Below are 16,369 nucleotides of genomic sequence, written 5' to 3'. Positions count from 1 at the left end.
ACGAAAAAAGCTTCTCAAGCCGTATACCCATTGGTCGCGAACCACATGTCCACGACTCCCCTGACGACCACCGAAGCAACAGAATTAATGCTTCCCTATAGGGTTGGGCCGCTCAGGTCAACCGGCCAAACCTCAATGCGCCTCATCCCAGTTATGCGCTGCACGCGCATCGACATGCAGCGGCACTGCAAGCGAGACGGCAGGCATCGCCGCATTTTCCATGACGTGCCGAACCACGGAAACGGTCTTTTCGACTTCATTTTCCGGCACTTCGAAGATCAGTTCGTCATGCACCTGCAAAAGCATGCGGGCGGCAAGCTTTTCCTTCGCCAAGGCATCTTCCATGCGGATCATGGCACGGCGGATGATGTCGGCCGCAGAACCCTGGATCGGCGCATTGATGGCGGCGCGCTCGTTGAAGGCGCGTATCTGCGGATTGGAGGCCCTGATATCCGGGTAGTGCGCTCGGCGGCCAAAAATGGTTTCGACATAGCCATGCTCGCGCGCAAAGGCCTTGGTTGCTTCCATGTAATCCTTGATGCCGGGGAAGCGCTCGAAATAGGTGCGGATATATTGTCCGGCTTCTTCGCGCGGGATCGACAACTGGTTCGCCAGACCGAAGGCTGAAATGCCGTAGATGATGCCGAAATTGATCGCCTTGGCGCGGCGGCGCACTTCCGAAGGCATGCCCTCGACCGGCACTCCGAACATCTCGGATGCGGTCATGGCGTGAATGTCGATGCCGTCTGCAAAGGCCTGCTTCAGTTGCGCGATATCTGCGACATGCGCCAACACACGGAGCTCGATCTGGCTGTAGTCGGCCGAGATCAGCTTGTTGCCGGGTTCGGCGATGAAGGCCGTCCTGATCTTGCGGCCCTCTGCGGTGCGCACCGGGATATTCTGCAGGTTGGGATCGGATGACGACAGGCGACCGGTCGAGGTGGACGCCATCGCATAGCATGTATGAACGCGTCTGGTTGAAGGGTTTATGAACCCCGGCAACGCATCGGTATAGGTGGATTTGAGCTTGGTGAGCTGTCGCCAGTCCACGATCTTGCGGGGCAGCGGGTGGCCCTCGGCGGCAAGGTCTTCCAGCACCTGCGCGGAGGTGGACCATTGGCCGGTCTTGGTCTTGGATGCGCCGGGCAGGCCCATCTTGCCGAACAGAATGTCACCAAGCTGCTTGGGCGAACCGATGGTAAACCTCTCGCCTGCCAGTTCGTAGATCTCGTCTTCATAAGCCGCAGCAGCCTGCGCCAGATCGCCGGAAAGACGCGAAAGCACCTGACGGTCGACGGCGATGCCGCGCTCTTCCATGCGCGCCAGCACATCGACCAGCGGACGCTCGAGACGTTCATAAACCGACATCAGCCCTTCTGCTGCGAGGCGCGGTTTCAACACCTGCCAGAGGCGCAGCGTGACATCGGCATCTTCCGCCGCATAGGCCGTCGCCCGGTCGATATCGACCATATCGAACGTGACCGAACTCTTGCCGCTGCCCGCCACGTCCTTGTAGGCAATCGGCGTGTGACCGAGCCAGCGTTCGGACAGCGGGTCCATGCCGTGGCTGCCGGTGCCTGCGTCCAGCACATAGGAAATCAGCATCGTATCGTCGAACGACACGGTGTTGATCCCATAGCGCCGCATGATCAGCCAGTCATATTTCATGTTCTGCGCGATCTTGAGGACCGAAGCGTCCTCGAGCACCGTCTTCAAGGCGGCCAGCGCCTCGCCCAGCGGAATCTGCCCCTCCACCATGCCGCCGCCCAGAAGATCGCCCGCGCCGGATTTGTGCTGAAGCGGAATGTAAGCGGCTCTGCCCGGCGCAAGCGCCAGCGAAAAGCCGACGAGTTCCGCCTGCATCGGATCAACGGAAGTGGTTTCCGTGTCGAAGGCCAGGAGGCCGATTTCCACCGCTTCGGCAAGCCAAAGCTTCAATGTCGCGATATCGCGGATACAGGTATAGGCGCTGGTATCGACCTTTTGCGCACGCGCCGCTTCCGCGCGTTTGTCGGCAAGCGCTGTCGGTGTGTAGCCAGCTTCTGTTGTGGAAACGGTCACCGTTGCCGTCACGGCCACGACCGTCACTTCGCCATCCGCCTTCAGCGGAATATCCATGTCCGGCCCGTGAAGGTCGGCAGTGGACGCATCGGCGCCCCAGCCGGTCTCCACATGGCTCGGCTCCACCGAGGAAGCATCCGTATCGGTCGCCTCGGCAACACGGCGCGTAAGCGAGGTGAATTCCATGGCCTTGAGGAAACCGATCAGTTTCGGCCCGTTCTGCGGCTCCAGCACAAGCCCGTCCAGATCGACATCCAGCGGCACGTCGTTCTTGAGCGTCACCAGCTGGCGCGCGATCTTGGTCTGGTCGGCAAAGGCCAGAATATTCTCGCGGCGCTTGTTCTGCTTGATTTCCGAGGCGCGGGCCAGAAGCGTGTCGAGATCGCCGAATTCCTCCAGCAACTGCGCCGCGGTCTTTGGGCCGATGCCGGGAATGCCCGGCACATTGTCGGTGCTGTCGCCGGTCAGCGATTGCAGGTCGATCATCTTTTCCGGCGGAACGCCCCATTTCTCGATCACTTCCGGGATCGAAATCTGCTTGTCCTTCATGCTGTCATACATCGACACGCTTGGCGTCACGAGCTGCATGAGATCCTTGTCGGACGAGACGATGGTGACATCGCCGCCCGCTTCCGCCGCAATGCGGGCATAGGTCGCGATCAGGTCGTCGGCCTCGAAACCTTCCTTCTCGATGCAGGGCAGGTTGAAGGCGCGCGTCGCCTGACGGATGAGGCCGAACTGCGGGATCAGGTCTTCCGGCGGCGCGGTACGGTTGGCCTTGTAATCGGGATAAAGCTCATTGCGGAAGGTCTTCGACGAATAGTCGAATATGACCGCGAAATGGGTCGGCACCACGCCCACATCCGTGTTGCGCGCATCCTTCAGGAGCTTCCACAACATGTTGCAGAAGCCCGAGACGGCGCCGACCGGCAGACCGTCCGTCTTGCGGGTCAGCGGTGGCAGGGCATGATAGGCGCGGAAAATGTAACCCGAGCCGTCAACGAGAAAGAGATGATCGCCTTTTTTCATACGGTAGAATTAGAGGAAAGCGGCGCCAAAGGAAACCGCTCCCTTGTCAGGAGAAACAACCGTCCACGTGAAAGAAACCGATCACGTCGCGATAACGGGTTTGTTACAGATTTGTAATCTTCCACGCCCTTGAATAGCCACAGTTGAAAGGCCAAATCCAGGTCATCGACAGTTCGTCGGTCGCCGGTTTTCTGACCCGTCCCCCGTTGGATGCCGGATGTTAGCGGCAGCCTCATTTCCCCTCTCCGGGCTGCCGCTTTGAGTGTAGTGATATGGCCGTTACGGTAACCCCCTCACCGTAACGGCCAATTCATTTTTCGGAGAACGGCTTTCCTTCAAATTGGGTTTCTTCTTGACGACGCTGGTTGTAGTGTGCCGCCAGTTTACGTTACGACTCGTCAGGAAATTTTCATGTCCCAGCAATCGTCTGCGCCATCGCTCGACAAAGTCCTCGCCCATCTCGACAACAATCTCGACAAGAGCCTCGATCGCCTGTTCGATCTCCTGCGGATCAAGTCGATTTCCACCGATCCGGCCTACAAGGCCGACTGCCACAAGGCCGCCGAATGGCTGGTCGAGGATTTGAAGACGATCGGCTTCGATGCGAGCGTGCGCGATACGCCCGGCCATCCGATGGTGGTTGCCCATCATGAAGGCGCGACACCCGATGCCCCGCATGTGCTGTTCTACGGCCATTATGACGTGCAGCCGGTCGACCCGCTCAATCTTTGGGAAAACGACCCGTTCGAGCCTGCGATCAAGGATGTGGGGAACGGCCGCAAGATTCTGACCGGACGCGGCACATCCGACGACAAGGGCCAGCTCATGACCTTTGTGGAAGCCTGCCGGGCCTATAAGGCAGTGAATGGCAATCTGCCGGTCAAGGTAACGCTGCTGTTTGAAGGCGAGGAAGAATCCGGTTCTCCATCGCTCAAGCCTTTCCTCGACGCCAATAAGCAGGAACTGAAAGCCGATGTGGCGCTTGTCTGCGACACGGCCATGTGGGATGCGGAAACACCTGCGATCAGTGTTGGCCTGCGGGGCCTCGTGGGCGAAGAAATCGTCATCAAGGCAGCCGACCGCGATCTGCATTCCGGCTTCTTCGGCGGTGCTGCGGCAAACCCGATCCATATCCTGACCAGGATTCTGGCTGACCTGCACGACGAAACCGGGCGCGTGACGGTGCCTGACTTCTACGAGGGCGTTGAAGAAACCCCGACGCAGATCCTGAAGTCGTGGGAAAGCCTCGGCCGCACGGCGGAAAATTTCCTCGGTCCGATTGGACTTTCCATCCCGTCCGGCGAGAAAGGCCGCAGCGTGCTGGAACTGACATGGGCGCGCCCAACGGCGGAAGTCAACGGCATTACCGGCGGCTATACCGGAGAAGGCTTCAAGACAGTCATCGCCGCACAGGCTTCCGCCAAGGTTTCGTTCCGCCTCGTCCATAGCCAGGACCCGGTCAGGATTCGCGAATCCTTCCGCACCTTCGTCAAGGAACGCGTGCCCGCCGACTGCTCGGTGGAGTTCCATCCGCATGGCGGCTCGCCGGCGATCCAGCTGCCCTATGATTCACCGCTCGTTTCCAAGGCCAAGGACGCGCTTTCCGACGAATGGCCGAAGCCGGCCGTGCTGATCGCCATGGGCGGATCGATCCCGATTGTCGGCGATTTCGACAAGTTCCTCGGCATGGAGTCGCTGCTGGTCGGCTTCGGTCTCGAAGATGACCGCATCCATTCGCCCAACGAAAAATACGAGCTGAACTCCTTCCATAAGGGACAGCGCTCATGGGCCCGCATTATGGCGGCTATCGCCGCCAAATAAGGACAGTTAAATGACAATCCGTTTTCATAAGAACGATCTGCCGAACCTCGATCATTATCAGGTCGATGCGGTCGCCATCGACACCGAAACGCTGGGCCTGAATCCGCATCGCGACCGGCTTTGCGTGGTGCAGATTTCGCCCGGCGACGGTACGGCGGACCTGATCCAGATCGAAGCAGGACAAAAGAAAGCGCCAAATCTGGTCAAGCTTCTGAAAGATCGCTCGATCACCAAGATCTTTCATTTCGGTCGCTTCGACCTGGCCGTGCTGGCGCACACATTCGGCACCATGCCGCAGCCCGTGTTCTGCACAAAGATCGCATCGAAGCTGACCCGCACCTATACGGACCGTCACGGCCTGAAGGAGCTTTGCAACGAGCTTCTCGACGTTTCGATTTCCAAGCAGCAGCAATCGTCGGACTGGGCGGCGGAGACACTGTCGGCGGCGCAGCTCGAATATGCGGCTTCTGACGTGCTTTACCTGCATCGTCTGAAAGCCGTGCTTGAGCAGCGACTTGAACGCGACGGCCGTGCCAAGCAGGCCGAAGCCTGCTTCAAGTTCCTGCCGACACGCTCGGAACTCGATCTCATGGGCTGGCCGGAAGACGATATTTTCGCGCATAGCTGAGGCTTGCGTGAAAAGCTCTTCAACCATCAAACGGCGGCGGCAGCCGCCGTTTTCTTTTGCGGAACCTCATCGATATAGGCCCAGGCCGGACGGCGGAACAAAAACCGTCCGTGGCCGCTCCACTGGATAAGACCATAAAGAATGACCGGACCGACGACGCCGCTTGCCGTGGTAAGAAGCGAGACGGTGCCGATATCGCCGACGCCGAGTTTCAGCAGCACCGTGCGGGCAATGGCCATCGGCAGGAAGAAAGCCAGATAGACGACGATCGAATGCGCGCCGAGCCAGCTCAGGCCCCGATGCAGCCAGTTGCCAGCTGGCAGGAGGCTCAGGAGCGAGGAGATGGAGATGATCGCCAGCGCCCCCACCAGACCCAGCAGCAGTGAGATGACCGGCAGATCACTGACCGCGCCGCGTCCGTCCAGAAGATCACCTGCCGGCGATATCAGCGCGACGAGACTTTCCGGCACCGGCATGAAGACGAGCATATATTCGACGAGCCCCCAGACGAGCAGTCCGGCAATGCCTATGAGCGGTCGCTGGCGCAGCCAGTCTGCAACCCGGAAAATGGCGGGAGCAAAGGCGTAGCCCGCATAGAAATAGACGAACCGCGAGCAGAATTCGTCCACCATGACCCAGCCCGTATGGATCGGCAGGATTTCCAGCAGTGCCAGCACCGTAAAGGTCACCCCCACCGGAACGCGCTTCAACAGCCGCGTCGCGATGAAGAAAACGGGCAGGATATAGATGAACCAGAGCGTGCCGAACGGCTCGATGAAAGCCATCAGATAGGCATTCACCACGCCCGAAATTCCGGCTTCGCTGGCGATGCCGGGTGCCTTGAATGCGAACTGGATCGTCAGCCAAAGAATGTAGAAATAGAGGAAGTGCACCACCTTGCGGTCGAGATAACGCCGCCAGGGCCGGTCAATGACGAGACCGAGGAACAGGCCTGAAATCATGAAGAAATCCGGCATGCGGAAGGGCTTGGCGAAGGCCACAACATAGTGCATCCAGCCTTGCGCACCGGCGGCCTTCTCCACGCCGAGCGTCGAATGCATCATGACCACGAAGATGATGCAGATGCCCTTTGCAATATCGACCCAGTCGACCCGCTCCCTTACGCCCGTCGTGCCATGCATTTCCATGTTCCCCGCAAGTTTTCCTGCCCTCTATAACCTGAAAGGCGGCATAATCACATCCCGAAGAACTTGCGCCTGCCTGCGCCATATTGCGCCTGTCTCCGGTCGAGACTCATCACACGCGGATCACGGGAACGTGTACTGCGGGGGCGACATTCCCCTTGCTGTGTCCCGTTTGCTACAGACTTTTGACAGCAATCGCTTATATTGGGGATAAATATTGGTTCTGAGACTTTCCTTCAGGAGGTTTATCATGAAGCTCAAGGCCCTTCTTCTTGCATCGACTGTCGCCCTTGTGGCCGCTACGGGCGCAAAGGCTGCCGACGCCGTCATCGAACAGGAACCAGCTCCTGTTGTGGTTGCTCCGTCCTTCACCTGGACCGGCGCCTATATTGGTGGCCAGATCGGCTACGGCTGGGGCAAGTCGAACTTCGACGGCGATGCGTTCAGCTATGGCAATGTCAAGCCGGATGGTTTCCTCGGCGGCGTTTATGCCGGTTATAACTTCGACCTCGGCAACAACGTCGTTCTCGGTATCGACGGTGACGTGACCTATAACGACGTCTCTAAGGATATCGACGTATTCGCCGGCGGCGTCCCAGTTGGCGATTTCGAAACCAAGCTTCGCTGGTCCGGCGCCGTTCGCGCTCGCGTCGGCTATGCGGTTGATCGCTTCATGCCTTACCTTGCTGGCGGTGTGGCCTTCGGCAACATCAAGAACAGCGGCAGCATCGACAATATCGGCAGCTTCTCCGAAAGCAAGACGCTCACCGGCTGGACCGCAGGTGCCGGTGTGGATTACGCCGCGACCGACAACCTGATCGTTCGCCTTGAATATCGCTACACCGACTACGGCGACAAGGACATCGACTTCGGTGGCCTGAACATCAATCAGGACTTCAAGACCAACGAAGTTCGCCTCGGCGTCGCATACAAGTTCTAAGCTCCAGGCAGCTTGTGATTGTGAAGGGCCCCACTCCGGTGGGGCCTTTTTTTGTGCATTGAAGATTTACGTCCCTTTAAACTGCCGCATTTACCCTGCACCGCATTAGGCCCTATTTGCTTTTACGGCGCAAAAACCCGTAAAGCACGCAGACATTGTTCAAAATGACCGGTCCGCATCACGGCATGGACCGGCAATCGGGTGGGCGGCTCCAGACTGACATGGCATCGCGTGACGACAAAAACCGGCGCATCGAACCTTCCTTCGGTGGCGAAGAGAAAAAAGACGATGAGGTTTTTCGCGTCGACGAGGAGGACCGCATGGCTCGCTCGCAGCAGCCCCGACGCAGGCAATCGGATGGACCGGAACCGCGCGCCTCGCGCCGCGGCAAGAAGAAGCCGCGCGGCTTCTTCGGCTTTGTGCGGCGCTCGATCTACTGGTGCCTGGTGCTCGGCCTGTGGGGCGGCATCGCCTTTGCGGGCATGCTGGTCTATTTCGCGGCCAAGATGCCACCGACGACTGACTGGGCCATTCCCGACCGTCCGCCCAATGTGCGCATCGTCGACGTCAACGGCAACCTGATCGCCAATCGCGGCACGACCGGCGGCGAGGCGGTCACCCTGCAGGAGATGTCTCCTTTCATACCGAAGGCGGTCATCGCCATCGAGGACCGCCGCTTCTATTCGCATTTCGGCATCGACCCCATCGGCCTTGCCCGCGCGGTTGTAACCAATGTCGTTTCTGGTCGCGCCGTTCAGGGCGGCTCGACGCTCACGCAGCAGCTTGCCAAGAACCTGTTTCTTTCGCCCGACCGCACGCTGGAACGCAAGGTGCAGGAAGTCATGCTCGCCCTGTGGCTGGAGCACAAATACACCAAGGACCAGATTCTGGAGATGTATCTGAACCGGGTTTATCTCGGTTCTGGCGCGTTCGGCGTCGATGCAGCCTCGCGGCGTTATTTCAACAAGTCCGCCAAGGAGGTGAACCTGATGGAAGCGGCGACCCTGGCCGGTCTCCTGAAGGCTCCGTCGCGCCTGTCACCTGCCCGCGATCCGGAAGCCGCCGCCGCGCGCGCCAAGCTGGTGCTGGGGGCGATGCGTGAGGAAGGCATGATCGACGACAGCCAGATGGCCATCGCCGAAAGCGAACCGCCGACACGGGCGCCTTCCTACTGGCAGGGTTCGGAAAACTATGTCGCCGACAAGGTGGTGGCCGCGCTGCCCGAACTGATCGGTGAGGCGAAGGACGACATTACCGTTCACACCACGATCGATCTCAACCTGCAGCGCGCAGGCGAAGAGGCTATCAAGGACCAGATTTCCCAGAACGGCAAAAAGATGAATGCGAGCCAGGGCGCGCTGGTTTCCATCGACAGCACCGGCGCGGTTCGCGCCATGGTCGGCGGGGTCGATTATGCCACCAGCCAGTTCGACCGTGTAACGGATGCCCGTCGCCAGCCCGCCTCCTCCTTCAAGCCCTTCGTCTATCTGACGGCGCTTGAACAAGGCCGCACACCGGATTCCGTGCGCAACGACGCACCGGTCCGCATCGGCAAATGGACCCCCAGCAACGACAACGGCAAATATATGGGGCAGGTGACGCTGGCCACAGCACTTTCCCACTCGCTGAACTCCGTCGCCGCACAGCTCGTCATGGAAGTCGGCCCGCAGACCGTGATCGACACGGCGCACAGGCTCGGTGTTCAATCGAAACTCGAGGCCAATGCCTCGCTGGCGCTTGGCACGTCGGAAGTGACATTGCTGGAACTGACCGATGCCTATGTGCCTTTTGCCAATGGCGGCTATCGCGCGCCGGTCTATTTCATAACCAAAGTGACCGATTCCGAGGACAAGGTTCTCTACCAGAAGGAAGATGGCGTCGGGCCGCGCGTCATAGACGAGCGCAATGTCGGCATGATGAACGCGATGCTGCGACGCACCGTCGAAGACGGGACGGCAAAGCGCGCCGCCTTCGGCTGGCCCGCCGCAGGCAAGACCGGCACCAGCCAGAATTTCCGCGATGCATGGTTCGTCGGCTATACCGCCAACCTCACGACCGGCGTGTGGTTCGGCAATGACGATGGCAAGGGCATGAAGCGCGTGTTCGGCGCGACCTTGCCGGTCGCGGCCTGGAAAAGCTTCATGAAGGAAGCGCACAAGGGCGTGCCGATCGCCGAGCTTCCCGGCCATTACGACATCCAGAACATCGTCCCCGGCGGCAGCGACGGCATCGACCCGAATGCGCCCTACGACCCGGGCCTGATGCCGCAGGATCCCTATGGCGGCCAGCCGATGGCGGGTAATGGCGATGATGGCTATTGGCCGCCTGCGCCGGATTCCACGATGCGCGGCACCGTCCAGCAGCCCGGTGCTGTGGCCTACCCGGCCAATGCCAATGACGATTTCCGTCCGTTGCCCCCGGGCGATGTCGGCGGCGGACAACCGCAACAATCGGGAAAATCCACGACACTGCTCGATATCATAATGGGGAACTCGCAATAGACCTTAGCAACAAAAGTCATTTTAGAAGGAAGGCAGAGAATGAATAGTTCATCGAAACCGGTCTGCCGGATCGTCCGTCCGGGAAACACTTATTCCGGGAAACAGGGCCTTGATTATTTTGAAGGAATTGCAGCCGAAACTGTCGGTTCGGAAGGCATTTGCATGCATCTTCTGACCATCCCGCCGGGTGCCCGCGCCAAGGCCCATCTTCATGCGTCCCACGAGACGGCGATCTATGCGCTTTCCGGGGAAACGCATTGCTGGTTCGGCGAAAAGCTCGAGGAGCATGTCATCGTTCGCGAAGGGGAGATGTTCTACATTCCGGCAGGTGTCCCGCATCTTCCGGCCAATCTCAGCGACAAACCCGCGACAGCCATAATAGCGCGAACCGATCCAAACGAGCAGGAAAGCGTCGTCCTGTTGCCGGAGCTGGAGCAATACGTTCCGCGCTGAGCGAGCCATGAGCCCCGGTTCCCGATGAATTTCACTCACCGGGAACTGGTGAATCGCGCAGTCGCTCTCACTTTTCAGAATGTGCTCCGATTCCCCTCGAAATCTTGAGCGGCTTGGTCTATTCAAGATCGGAGAGCGAGGTTTCCATGTCCCCAGTCACCAAAACAGACGTTGCCGGTTCCGATACTTCCAAGGCAGATGCCGAGCGCAAGACGCTGGTCCTGACCGGCGCCAGCCGTGGTATCGGCCACGCGACAGTGAAGCGCTTTTCGCGCGCCGGATGGCGCGTCATTACCTGCTCGCGACAGGATTTTTCCGACAATTGCCCGTGGCCGGCTGGCCCGGAAGATCACATCAAGGTGGACCTCGCCGATCAGGAGGATGTCGGCAAGGCAATTGCCGAAATCCGCCGCCGCCTCGAAGCAGATGGCAGCAAGCTTCATGCACTGGTCAACAATGCCGGCATTTCGCCCAAGGCGGAAGGCGGACGCCGCATGAATTCCATCGAAACGCCGATGGCGGTCTGGCGCGACGTGTTTCAGGTGAACTTCATGGCGCCGATCATGCTGGCGCGCGGCCTGTTCAAGGAACTGGAAGCGGCGCAAGGCTCGGTCGTCAATGTGACCTCGATAGCTGGCAGCCGCGTACACCCTTTCGCTGGTACAGCCTATGCGACATCCAAGGCCGCACTCGCCGCGCTTACCCGCGAGATGGCATCCGATTTCGGCCCCTACGGCATTCGGGTCAATGCCATCGCACCGGGCGAGATCGATACGGCGATCCTTTCGCCGGGAACGGACAAGCTGGTGGAACAGCTTCCTATGCGCCGCCTCGGCAAGACATCGGAAGTGGCGGAAACCATATACTTCCTTTGCTCCGAAGCCTCATCCTATGTGACCGGCTCGGAAATCCATATCAATGGCGGCCAGCACGTCTGACACCATGCAAGGCGCGGAGATTGAAATTCTCCGCGCTTTTTGTTTATCTCCATTCAATCGATTTAGAACCAGAGAAACGACCGATGATCCTTTGCTGCGGTGAATCCCTGATCGACATGCTACCCCGTGAAACCGCAGCGGGCGAAACCGCGTTTCAGCCCTTTGCAGGCGGTTCAGTTTTCAATACGGCCATCGCGCTTGGACGTCTCGACGTCCCGACCGGATTTTTCTCCGGCATCTCGTCGGATTTTTTCGGCGAGATATTGCGCGACACGCTGGCGCGCTCCAATGTCGATTATTCCTTCGCCGCCATCTCGGATCGTCCGACGACGCTGGCTTTCGTGCGCCTGGTGGATGGGCAGGCCCGCTACGCCTTCTATGACGAGAACACGGCCGGCCGCATGCTGGCCGAGAGCGACATGCCCTATGTGGACGACGCCGTCGACGCCATGCTGTTTGGCTGCATCAGCCTGTTTTCCGAGCCGTGCGGCAGTGTCTATGAGGCACTAATGACGCGCGAGGCGCCTAAGCGGGTCATGTTCCTTGATCCGAATATCCGCACCAGCTTCATCACTGACCGCGAAAAGCATCTGGCCCGCATGAAGCGCATGATCGCGCTGGCCGATATCGTCAAGCTTTCCGACGAAGACCTCGACTGGTTCGGCGAAAAGGGCAGCCACGATGAAATCGCCGCCGAATGGCTGAAGCTTGGGCCTAAACTGGTGGTCATCACCAAGGGTGCACATGGGGCCGATGCCTATACCGCGCGGGCAACCGTGCGCGTGCCCGGCGTGAAAGTGGACGTGGTCGACACGGTTGGCGCAGGCGATACGGTCAATGCGGGCATTCTCGCCAGCCTTCACAATCAGGGTCTTCTCGACAAGGATGCGCTCGCGGACCTTACCGAAGACCAGATTCATTCCGCTGTCGCGCTAGGGGTGCGGGCTGCTGCCGTAACCGTCGCCCGCGCAGGGGCAAACCCGCCATGGGCGCATGAGATGAAGGATTGACGCACGGCAAAGCCGTGACATGATGCCTGCACGAGCATTGCCAGTTCGCCATTACCGGTACGGGCATTTCCAGCAAAAGTGCGAAGCGGTTTTGCGCGGACAATGCGCAAAGGAAAGCTGACGCATCATGAGCATCGAATTTCTGCTGACATCCTTCATCATAGTTGCGTCGCCCGGCACCGGCGTGCTGGTAACGCTTGCGGCAGGCCTGTCCCGTGGCGCACGCGCATCGGTCATTGCCGCGCTCGGCTGCACGCTCGGCATAGTGCCGCACATGCTGGCCGCCGTGACCGGGCTTGCTGCCCTGCTCCATGCCAGCGCACTGGCTTTCGAGCTGATCAAATATGCGGGCGTCGCCTATCTGCTCTATATGGCCTGTATGACGCTCAAGGAGCACGGCACGTTGAAAATCGAGACCGATGACGCGCCGCGTTCAGACGGGGAAGTCATCCGGTCTGCGATCCTCGTCAACCTTCTCAACCCCAAACTGTCGATATTCTTCTTTGCCTTCCTGCCGCAATTCGTGAATACGCAGCAGGGCGCAACGGTGGCGCGCATGGTGGAACTGTCGCTCGTCTTCATGGCCATGACATTCGTGGTGTTTGCAATCTACGGTGTCTTTGCCGCTGCCGTCCGTAACCAGATCATCTCACGCCCCGCCGTGCTTGCATGGATGCGCCGCAGCTTTGCAGCCGCGTTCGTCGCGCTCGGGGCCAAGCTCGCACTGACCGAACGATAGACCATGGCCCAGAACATTTATGACCGCGACGATTTCTTCACTGCCTACAGCCAGTTGCCGCGCTCGGTACACGGGCTGGACGGCGCACCGGAATGGCCCTTTGTCCGTTCCCTTCTGCCCGACCTGACAGGCCGTGACGTTGCCGACCTCGGTTGCGGTTTCGGCTGGTTCGCGCGCTTCGCCCGCGAACAGGGCGCGGCCTCTGTCATCGGTTATGATCTTTCGGAAAACATGCTCGAACGCGCGCGCCGCGATACGCCGGATGACGCTGTCCGCTATGTTCAGGCGGACATGGAAGAGCTGGACCTTCCCGAAGCGAGCTTCGATCTCGTCTATAGTTCGCTGGCGTTTCATTATATTCGCGATTTCCCGCGTCTTTTGAAAACGATCCATGCGGCTTTGCGGCCGCAAGGCCGTTTCGTATTCACGATCGAGCATCCGATTTTCATGGCACCGCTAGCGCCGGGCTGGATCGAAGACCAGAATGGCGGGAAGCACTGGCCTGTCGATCATTATGCCGTGGAGGGCGAGCGGCGGACCGACTGGCTGGCGGAAGGCGTCATCAAATATCACCGCCGTCTCAGCACCACGGTCAACGCCCTGATCGATACAGGATTTGCCATCAATCGCCTGGAGGAATGGCGCCCCTCCGCGGAGCAGATCGAGGCATGGCCGGGGCTGTCGGAGGAAATGGAGCGGCCCATGCTGTTGATAGTTTCCGCTAGCCGACAGACGGCTTGACCAGCCACATTTCACGCTCTTTATAGGGAGGGGCGGGACACGAATCAGACTGGCGAGGAGAAACCATGGACGTGTTGCGCATTGCAGCCTTTTCGCAAGGCAATCAGGGCGGCAATCCCGCTGGAGTGCTGATTGCCGATCACCTGCCCTCCCCGCAAGACATGCAGAAGATCGCCAAGGATGTCGGCTTTTCCGAAACCGCCTTTGCCGCGCCGGAAGGCGACAGCTGGCGCGTTCGTTATTTTGCGCCGGAAATGGAAGTTCCGTTCTGCGGCCATGCCACCATTGCGCTCGGCGCTGCGCTGGCCATGCGCGAGGGCGACGGGCGTTTCGCGCTCAAGCTCAACAATGGCGATATCAGCGTCGATGGCCGCAAGGAAGGCGAGTTGTTCGCCGCCAGCCTGCAATCGCCGCCAACCCGCCAGCGCGCTGCCAACGATGCGGAAGTGGAGCAGGCGCTGGCGCTGTTCAGCTTTGAAAAGGACGATCTGGCGCCCGGTCTTGCTCCCGCGCTGATCCACGCCGGTGCGGACCATATCGTGCTGCCGCTTCGTTCCCGCGAGAGGCTCGCCTCGATGCATTACGACATGGCGCGCGGGCGCACCCTGATGAACCGGCAGGGCTGGACGACGATCCTGCTTATCTATTCCGAGACGCCAAGACGCTTCCACAGCCGCAACCCGTTTGCATCGGGCGGCGTTTATGAAGACCCGGCCACCGGTGCCGCGACCGCGGCCTTTGCCGCTTATCTGCGCGACAGCGGCTGGCCGCATGGCGGCGAGATCGAAGTCTTTCAGGGCGAGGACATGGGCAGCCCGTCGCACCTGCGCGCCCAGATCGGCAATGAGCGCGGCGGTTCCATCCGCGTTTCCGGCACCGCACGGCTGATGGAATAGCAGCGCATCCCGAAAAGCGTGAAACGGTTTTCGGATAAGATGCGCGTCAAAACAAGGATTAAAGCGCGTTGCAGCTCGTCACACGCGAACGAGCTGCTCCACCCGTTCTTCATTTCCGAAGAACTTGAGATAGCGCGCCACTTCCTTGGGATCGCCGGTCGCCTTTTGCGGATTGTCGGAAAGCTTGACCGCCGGATGGCCGTTGGCATCCGTCACCTTGCAGACGAGCGAGATGGCATTCAGCCCCTCGATTTCCTTCGGGGCGCAGCCCGCGAAATCATTGGTGAGATTGGTGCCCCAGCCGAAGCTCATGCGCACGCGCCCCTCGAAGTGACGATAGGTTTCCTCGATCGTATCCACATCGAGCGCGTCGGAAAAGATCAGCAGCTTTTCGCGCGGGTCCTTGCCGCGTGACTTCCACCATTCGATGATGCGCTCGCCGCCTTCGATGGGCGGGGCGCTGTCGGGGCGGAAGCCGGTCCAGTCGGCAACCCAGTCCGGCGCATTGCGCAGGAAGGCAGCCGTGCCGAAAGCATCGGGCAGCACGATCAGAAGATTGCCGCCATAATAGCGGTTCCAGTCCTGCAGGACGCGATAGGGCGCGGAACGCAGTTCATCGTCATTCCTTGCAAGGGCCGCCAGCACCATCGGCAATTCATGCGCATTGGTGCCAAGTGCTTCGAGGTCCGTATCCATGGCCAGAAGCACATTGCTGGTGCCGGTAAAGGCATCGCCGATGCCTTCCTTCAGCGCCTCGACGCACCAGCGCTGCCACAGGAAGGAATGGCGGCGGCGCGTGCCGAAGTCGGAAATCTTCAGGCCCGGAAGCTGGCGCAGGCGTTCGACCTTGCTCCACATCTTGGCCTTGGCGCGCGCATAGAGCACGTCGAGCGAGAATGGACCGAGGTTTTTCATCGCCGCGCGCGAGCGCAACTCGTTGATGATGGCAAGTGCGGGAATTTCCCACATGGTCGTATGCGACCAGGCGCCATGGAAATGCAGCTCATACTGCCCATCCTTGCGGCGCAGCTCATATTCCGGCAACTGAAAATCATGCAGCCAGTTCAGGAATTCGGGCTGGAAAATCTGCTTGCGGCCATAGAAGCTGTTACCCGCCAGCCAGATCATTTCCTTCTTGGAGAAACGCAGCGTGCGGGCATGGTCGAGCTGTGCGCGCAATTCGCCCTCGTCGATTTCATCGGCAAGGCGCACGGAAGTGGTGCGGTTGATCAGCGAGAAGGTTGCATCCACCTTGGGGTAGAGGCCCCAGATCATCTGCAGCATAAGAAGCTTGTAGAAGTCCGTGTCCAGAAGGCTGCGGACGATGGGATCGAGCTTCCATGCGTGATTGTAGACGCGGCGCGCAATATCAGTCTTGGCCATGACGGCCTCCATTGCATGAACTTGTACTGCAACCGCCCCAGAGGAATTGCAGCAAAAAGAAAGGCGGGTTTTCACCCGCCTTTT

Annotated in this window: 13 protein-coding genes; 10 read left to right on the top strand and 3 right to left on the bottom strand. The window is 59.8% G+C overall.

Annotation, left to right across the window (positions count from 1 at the left end; genetic code table 11):
• Positions 1-132 precede the first annotated feature (132 nt).
• A complete protein-coding gene (polA, locus tag ACOWVS_RS06025; RefSeq protein WP_025089801.1) occupies positions 133-3,090 on the bottom strand; it encodes a DNA polymerase I in 2,958 nt (985 codons plus the stop codon).
• Positions 3,091-3,501: 411 nt separating this feature from the next.
• Between polA and ACOWVS_RS06020 the strand changes: the two genes are divergently transcribed.
• Both ACOWVS_RS06020 and ACOWVS_RS06015 read left to right on the top strand, forming a co-directional pair.
• Positions 3,502-4,911, top strand: coding sequence for a dipeptidase (locus ACOWVS_RS06020; RefSeq protein WP_021586402.1), 1,410 nt, complete (start codon positions 3,502-3,504; stop codon positions 4,909-4,911).
• 10 nt (positions 4,912-4,921) lie between these two features.
• On the top strand, positions 4,922-5,539 hold the full coding sequence (locus tag ACOWVS_RS06015) for a ribonuclease D (RefSeq protein ID WP_021586403.1): 618 nt from the start codon (positions 4,922-4,924) through the stop codon (positions 5,537-5,539).
• 26 nt (positions 5,540-5,565) lie between these two features.
• On the opposite strand, the gene ACOWVS_RS06010 is transcribed toward ACOWVS_RS06015, so the two are convergent.
• The gene (locus tag ACOWVS_RS06010) at positions 5,566-6,687 is read right to left on the bottom strand and encodes an acyltransferase family protein (protein WP_021586404.1); all 1,122 of its coding nucleotides are present in this window, start codon (positions 6,685-6,687) and stop codon (positions 5,566-5,568) included.
• Between the two features lie 247 nt (positions 6,688-6,934).
• Between ACOWVS_RS06010 and ACOWVS_RS06005 the strand changes: the two genes are divergently transcribed.
• The 8 genes from ACOWVS_RS06005 to ACOWVS_RS05970 all read left to right on the top strand — a co-directional run bounded on the left by ACOWVS_RS06005 (position 6,935) and on the right by ACOWVS_RS05970 (position 14,902).
• Positions 6,935-7,624 carry an outer membrane protein gene (locus tag ACOWVS_RS06005; protein ID WP_021586405.1) on the top strand — a complete coding sequence of 230 codons (690 nt, stop codon included), beginning with the start codon at positions 6,935-6,937 and terminating at the stop codon, positions 7,622-7,624.
• A 221-nt stretch (positions 7,625-7,845) separates the two neighbouring features.
• A complete protein-coding gene (locus ACOWVS_RS06000; protein ID WP_031346517.1) occupies positions 7,846-10,125 on the top strand; it encodes a transglycosylase domain-containing protein in 2,280 nt (759 codons plus the stop codon).
• Positions 10,126-10,164: 39 nt separating this feature from the next.
• Positions 10,165-10,578: a cupin domain-containing protein gene (locus tag ACOWVS_RS05995; RefSeq protein WP_021586407.1), complete on the top strand. Its 414-nt coding sequence runs from the start codon at positions 10,165-10,167 to the stop codon at positions 10,576-10,578.
• A gap of 146 nt (positions 10,579-10,724) precedes the next feature.
• The gene (locus tag ACOWVS_RS05990) at positions 10,725-11,516 is read left to right on the top strand and encodes an SDR family NAD(P)-dependent oxidoreductase (protein ID WP_006470925.1); all 792 of its coding nucleotides are present in this window, start codon (positions 10,725-10,727) and stop codon (positions 11,514-11,516) included.
• Between the two features lie 83 nt (positions 11,517-11,599).
• Positions 11,600-12,526, top strand: coding sequence for a carbohydrate kinase family protein (locus ACOWVS_RS05985; protein WP_021586408.1), 927 nt, complete (start codon positions 11,600-11,602; stop codon positions 12,524-12,526).
• Positions 12,527-12,653: 127 nt separating this feature from the next.
• Positions 12,654-13,265 (top strand): LysE family translocator, encoded by a 612-nt coding sequence (locus ACOWVS_RS05980; protein WP_021586409.1) that lies wholly within the window; start codon positions 12,654-12,656, stop codon positions 13,263-13,265.
• A 3-nt stretch (positions 13,266-13,268) separates the two neighbouring features.
• Complete coding sequence (locus ACOWVS_RS05975; RefSeq protein ID WP_021586410.1) at positions 13,269-14,006, top strand: class I SAM-dependent methyltransferase; 738 nt, start codon at positions 13,269-13,271, stop codon at positions 14,004-14,006.
• A 65-nt stretch (positions 14,007-14,071) separates the two neighbouring features.
• Positions 14,072-14,902 carry a PhzF family phenazine biosynthesis protein gene (locus tag ACOWVS_RS05970; RefSeq protein WP_021586411.1) on the top strand — a complete coding sequence of 277 codons (831 nt, stop codon included), beginning with the start codon at positions 14,072-14,074 and terminating at the stop codon, positions 14,900-14,902.
• A 78-nt stretch (positions 14,903-14,980) separates the two neighbouring features.
• On the opposite strand, the gene pncB is transcribed toward ACOWVS_RS05970, so the two are convergent.
• Positions 14,981-16,285, bottom strand: a complete 1,305-nt coding sequence (gene pncB, locus ACOWVS_RS05965) for a nicotinate phosphoribosyltransferase (RefSeq protein ID WP_006470929.1) — start codon at positions 16,283-16,285, stop codon at positions 14,981-14,983.
• Positions 16,286-16,369 lie beyond the last annotated feature (84 nt).

This window comes from Brucella sp. IR068 (assembly GCF_049065885.1).
Classification (GTDB): Bacteria; Pseudomonadota; Alphaproteobacteria; order Rhizobiales; family Rhizobiaceae; genus Brucella; species Brucella intermedia.
This window is presented reverse-complemented; position numbering and strand designations above follow the sequence as displayed.

Excerpts from the sequence above, each read along its gene's own strand:
- ACOWVS_RS05990 (WP_006470925.1), top strand. The coding sequence starts at position 10,725 with ATGTCCCCAGTCACCAAAACAGACGTTGCCGGTTCCGATACTTCCAAG.
- ACOWVS_RS06005 (WP_021586405.1), top strand. The coding sequence starts at position 6,935 with ATGAAGCTCAAGGCCCTTCTTCTTGCATCGACTGTCGCCCTTGTGGCC.
- pncB (WP_006470929.1), bottom strand. The coding sequence starts at position 16,285 with ATGGCCAAGACTGATATTGCGCGCCGCGTCTACAATCACGCATGGAAG.
- ACOWVS_RS05980 (WP_021586409.1), top strand. The coding sequence starts at position 12,654 with ATGAGCATCGAATTTCTGCTGACATCCTTCATCATAGTTGCGTCGCCC.
- ACOWVS_RS05975 (WP_021586410.1), top strand. The coding sequence starts at position 13,269 with ATGGCCCAGAACATTTATGACCGCGACGATTTCTTCACTGCCTACAGC.
- ACOWVS_RS05985 (WP_021586408.1), top strand. The coding sequence starts at position 11,600 with ATGATCCTTTGCTGCGGTGAATCCCTGATCGACATGCTACCCCGTGAA.
- ACOWVS_RS06010 (WP_021586404.1), bottom strand. The coding sequence starts at position 6,687 with ATGGAAATGCATGGCACGACGGGCGTAAGGGAGCGGGTCGACTGGGTC.
- ACOWVS_RS05995 (WP_021586407.1), top strand. The coding sequence starts at position 10,165 with ATGAATAGTTCATCGAAACCGGTCTGCCGGATCGTCCGTCCGGGAAAC.
- ACOWVS_RS06020 (WP_021586402.1), top strand. The coding sequence starts at position 3,502 with ATGTCCCAGCAATCGTCTGCGCCATCGCTCGACAAAGTCCTCGCCCAT.
- ACOWVS_RS06015 (WP_021586403.1), top strand. The coding sequence starts at position 4,922 with ATGACAATCCGTTTTCATAAGAACGATCTGCCGAACCTCGATCATTAT.
- ACOWVS_RS06000 (WP_031346517.1), top strand. The coding sequence starts at position 7,846 with ATGGCATCGCGTGACGACAAAAACCGGCGCATCGAACCTTCCTTCGGT.
- ACOWVS_RS05970 (WP_021586411.1), top strand. The coding sequence starts at position 14,072 with ATGGACGTGTTGCGCATTGCAGCCTTTTCGCAAGGCAATCAGGGCGGC.
- polA (WP_025089801.1), bottom strand. The coding sequence starts at position 3,090 with ATGAAAAAAGGCGATCATCTCTTTCTCGTTGACGGCTCGGGTTACATT.